The organism is uncultured Pseudacidovorax sp. (assembly GCF_913773995.1).
In the GTDB taxonomy this organism is placed as follows: Bacteria; Pseudomonadota; Gammaproteobacteria; order Burkholderiales; family Burkholderiaceae_C; genus Xenophilus.
This window is the reverse complement of the sequence record NZ_CAJYES010000184.1, coordinates 1-4,064: the sequence shown is the minus strand read 5'-3', so window position 1 is coordinate 4,064 and position 4,064 is coordinate 1. Positions and strand designations below refer to the sequence as shown.

Sequence of the window (4,064 nt, the reverse complement as noted above, 5' to 3'; positions counted from 1 at the left end):
ACCATCATCGGCGGCATGCTGCTGGGTCTGTCGCGCAAGGCGGCGACCGACTTCTCCTTCTTCCTGGCCATTCCCACCCTGATCGGCGCGGGCGTCTACAGCCTCTACAAGGAGCGCGCGCTGCTGTCGGTGGCGGACATCCCGATGTTCGCCGTCGGCCTGGTGTTCTCCTTCATCAGCGCCTGGCTGTGCGTGCGCTGGCTGCTGCGCTACATCTCCACGCACAGCTTCATTCCCTTCGCCTGGTACCGCATCGTGTTCGGCCTGATCGTGCTCGGCACGGCCTGGAGCGGGCTGGTCGTCTGGGCGGATTGAGTGGCGCGGGGCGGGTTGTCGCGCCCCGGCTTCGACCAGCTCAGCCCGAACGGTTGGAGCGCGCATCAGTCGGGTGTAGCGCTTCCCTGAGCCGGCACATGAGGTGCAAATAGAAAAGCCACCGGTCACAGGCCGGTGGCTTTTGTCATTTGGAGCACCGCGTGGTGCTCGCCGACCCCCATGTCACACGCGGGCCGAGAAAGCCCTCAGAGCAGATTGCGCAGCGTCGCTTCGATGGCTGCGGCGGTGGCGATTGGCTTTTCCATCGGAAAGAGGTGCGAGCCGTCCAGCATGCTGATGCGCCCGCGCGTCAGGCGCAGAGTGGCGGCCATGCCAGCGCGCTTCATCTCCACCGACTGACGGCCGCCGATGAAGGCGCAGGGGCACTGTAGCGGCTTGCTGCGCAGCAGGCGGCCGATGTTGTCGGGCAGGTTGTCGTAGATCGCGGTCTCGACATCACGGTCAAAGGCGAGGGCGCGCGCATCGCCATGCACGAAGGTGCCATGGTCGATGTAGTCGTGCAGCACCTGGGGATCCCAGCGCGCGAAGGCCTTCTTGTGGCGGAAGTGCTCGAACACCGCCTGGCGGTCTTCCCAACTGTCGCGGCGCTTGCGGCTGACCATGCCGGGCGAGACGCGGCGCATCAGCGGGGTGCGCTTGACCAGCCCCAGCGTGCCGGCGCGCCAGCCGTCGATGATGGGCGAATCGATCATCACCACGCCGCGTGCAAGCAAGGGATGTTTCGACGCACACATGACGCTCAGGATGCCGCCCAGCGAATGCCCGACCAGGAACGGGGCGGTGCCGGCCGCGTCGGCCACGGGCGCGGCGAACTCCGCCAGTTGCTCCACCAGATGCGGCCAGTTGTCGGTGACCGGGAAGCGCGGATCGTGGCCGAACTTCTCGATGGCATGCACCGCGAAGCCGCGGGCGCGCAGGCTGTCGAGCATCACCCGGTAGGTGCTGGCCGGAAAGCTGTTGCCGTGTGAAAAGACGATGGGCGGCAGCGTGGCCGCGGCGGAAGGCAAGGGCGCGGATGCAGGCACGGTCGGCAGCAGGCGGTGGATGCGGGAATCGGGCGGCGGGAGGACAGGGGGCAGACACTGAGCGAGGTGCAGCGCCGCTCGACCCGGCTCCCGAGATGTGGATGAATCCGGTGTGACCGAGCGGGCTGGCTTTGTCAGATGAGCTTCTCGTCCCGCGTCGAGATCTTGCGCAGCGCCCCATGGCGGCCGGCCGGCATCTTCAGCGGATGCGCGGTGTGGTCGTCGTTCCAGACCGGGTCTTCCAGGCTGTCGAAGACTTCGCGCAGCTTGCGGCCCCAGCCGTCGCGGATCATGCGGAAGTAGGGGTTGTCGGCGTCGATGCAGATCACCTTGTCGGTCTGCAGGCGGTTGGCCTCGTACACCACCAGGTCCAGCGGCAGTCCCACCGACAGGTTGGACTTCATGGTCGAGTCCATGGATACCAGCGCGCACTTGGCGGCCTCGTCCAGCGGCGTGTCGGGCGTGAGAACGCGGTCGAGCACGGGCTTGCCGTACTTGGCTTCGCCGATCTGGAAGTAGGGGGTTTCGGGCGTGGCCTCGATGAAATTGCCAGCCGAGTAGACGAGGAAGAGCCGCATGCCCTCGCCCTTGACCTGGCCGCCGAGGATGAAGCTCACGTTGAAGTCCACGCCCGCCGCCTTCAGCGCCTCGCCGTCGCGGTCGTACACATGGCGCACGGCCGAGCCCAGCACGCGCGCGGCGTCGAACATGCTCTTGGCGTTCCAGATCGTGATGGGCGGGCCCTCGCGGCCGCGCTCTTCGAGCTCTTCGATCTGCAGGATCTCGCGCACCGATTGCGAGATCGACAGGTTGCCGGCCGACAGCAGCACCATCGTGCGGTCGCCAGCCTTCTCGTAGACGATGGTCTTGCGGAAGGTGCTGATGTGGTCCACCCCCGCGTTGGTGCGGGAATCCGACAGGAAGACCAGGCCGGCGTTGAGTTTGATGCCTACGCAGTACGTCATGGTGATGCGCGGTCGGCGGGCGGGCCGCGGAGGCTTCAGTCCCGACGCTCGCGTTGGTGCAGCTTTTTGAGTGTGTAGAGCGCTTCGAGCGCCTCCCGGGGGCTCATCGCATCGGGGTCGAGCGTGGCCAGCGCGGATTCTACGGGGCTCTCCTGCGGTGTCTGGGCCACGGGCGGCGGCGCGAACAGATCGACCTGGGCCTGCGCCTGGGTCTGCTGCGACTCCAGCGCTTCCAGTGCGCCGCGGGCATGGTGGATCACGGCCGCCGGCATGCCTGCCAGCCGCGCCACCTGGATGCCATAGCTGCGGCTGGCCGGGCCCGGCTGCATCTCGTGCAGGAAGACGATGTCGCGGCCGCTCTCGGTCGCGCTCACGTGCATGTTGAGCGCCGCGCGGTGCGTGGCTGGAAACTCCGTCAGCTCGAAATAGTGCGTGGCGAAGAGGGTGAAGGACTTGGCCTTGTCGTGCAGGTGCGCCGCGATGCCGGCCGCCAGCGCCAGGCCATCGAAGGTGCTGGTGCCGCGGCCGATCTCGTCCATCAACACCAGCGAATGCGGTGTCGCGCTGTGCAGGATCTGCGCGGCCTCGGTCATCTCCAGCATGAAGGTGGACTGGGCGTTGGCCAGGTCATCGGCCGCGCCGATGCGGGTGTGGATGGCGTCGATGGGCCCCAGCCGGCAGCTGTTGGCCGGTACGCAGGAGCCGATGGAGGCCAGCAGCACGATGATGGCCACCTGCCGCATGTAGGTCGACTTGCCGCCCATGTTGGGGCCGGTGATGACCTGCATCCGCTGGCTGGGCCCGAGCCGTGTGTCGTTGGCGATGAAGGCGCCGCTGGACTTCTCGGCCAGGCGTGCCTCCACCACCGGATGGCGGCCCTGCTCGATCTCGATGCAGGGATGGGCCACGAAGCTGGGCGCGTTCCAGTTGAGCGTGTGGGCGCGTTCGGCCAGCGCCGCGAGGGCGTCGAGCGATGCGAGTGCCGCAGCCACGCGGGTCAGGGCTGGCACATGCGGCTGCAGCTGGTCGAGCAACTGCTCGTAGAGCCATTTCTCGCGCGCCAGGGCGCGGTCCTGCGCCGACAGCGCCTTGTCCTCGAAGGCCTTGAGCTCGGGCGTGATGAAGCGCTCGGCGTTCTTCAGCGTCTGGCGGCGCCGGTAGTGCTCGGGCACGCGGGAGAGGGCGCTCTGCGTGATCTCGATGTAGAAGCCATGGACGCGGTTGAACTGCACCCGCAGGTTGGCGATGCCGGTGAGGGCGCGCTCGCGCGTCTCCAGCTCCAGCAGGAAGCCGTCGCAGTTCTCGCCGATGGCGCGCAGCTCGTCCAGCTCGGCGTCGAAGCCGGTGGCGATGACGCCGCCCTCGCGGATCAGCGCGGCGGGCTCGGGCTGGATGGCGCGCGCCAGCAGCTGCGCACAGCCGGGTGGCGGCACCAGCTCGTCGGCAAAGTAGCCCAGCAACGGGGAAGCGGCCGGCAGCAGCGGGCGGAGACGCTCGCACTTGGTCAGCGCCAGCTGCAGCGCGACCAGCTCGCGCGGGCGCACCTGGCGCAGCGCGACGCGGGCGGCGATGCGCTCCACGTCGCTGGTGTTCTTGAGCTGCTCGCGCAGCAGCTTCCAGGGCGCGGCGGTCTCGCCGGGCGCGGGTGCGCGCAGGGCGGCGATCGCGCCCAGTCGGGCCTGGGCCTCGGCCCGGTCGCGGCGCGGGGCCAGCAGCCAGCGCTTGAGCATGCGGCTGC

Annotated in this window: 4 protein-coding genes; 1 reads left to right on the top strand and 3 read right to left on the bottom strand. The window is 68.5% G+C overall.

Features of this window, described 5'->3' with window-relative positions; genetic code table 11:
- On the top strand, nt 1-315 hold a 315-nt coding region (locus QZ772_RS16865), incomplete at its 5' end, for an undecaprenyl-diphosphate phosphatase (RefSeq protein ID WP_295528676.1).
- 206 nt (nt 316-521) lie between these two features.
- Here QZ772_RS16865 and QZ772_RS16860 read toward each other — a convergent pair.
- From QZ772_RS16860 to mutS, 3 genes are all read right to left on the bottom strand, one after another.
- Nucleotides 522-1,322, bottom strand: coding sequence for an alpha/beta hydrolase (locus tag QZ772_RS16860; protein ID WP_295528678.1), 801 nt, complete (start codon nt 1,320-1,322; stop codon nt 522-524).
- A gap of 173 nt (nt 1,323-1,495) precedes the next feature.
- Nucleotides 1,496-2,326: a proteasome-type protease gene (locus QZ772_RS16855; protein WP_295528674.1), complete on the bottom strand. Its 831-nt coding sequence runs from the start codon at nt 2,324-2,326 to the stop codon at nt 1,496-1,498.
- A 35-nt stretch (nt 2,327-2,361) separates the two neighbouring features.
- Nucleotides 2,362-4,064: DNA mismatch repair protein MutS (gene mutS / locus QZ772_RS16850; protein ID WP_295528672.1), on the bottom strand; the 1,703-nt coding region annotated here is incomplete at its 5' end.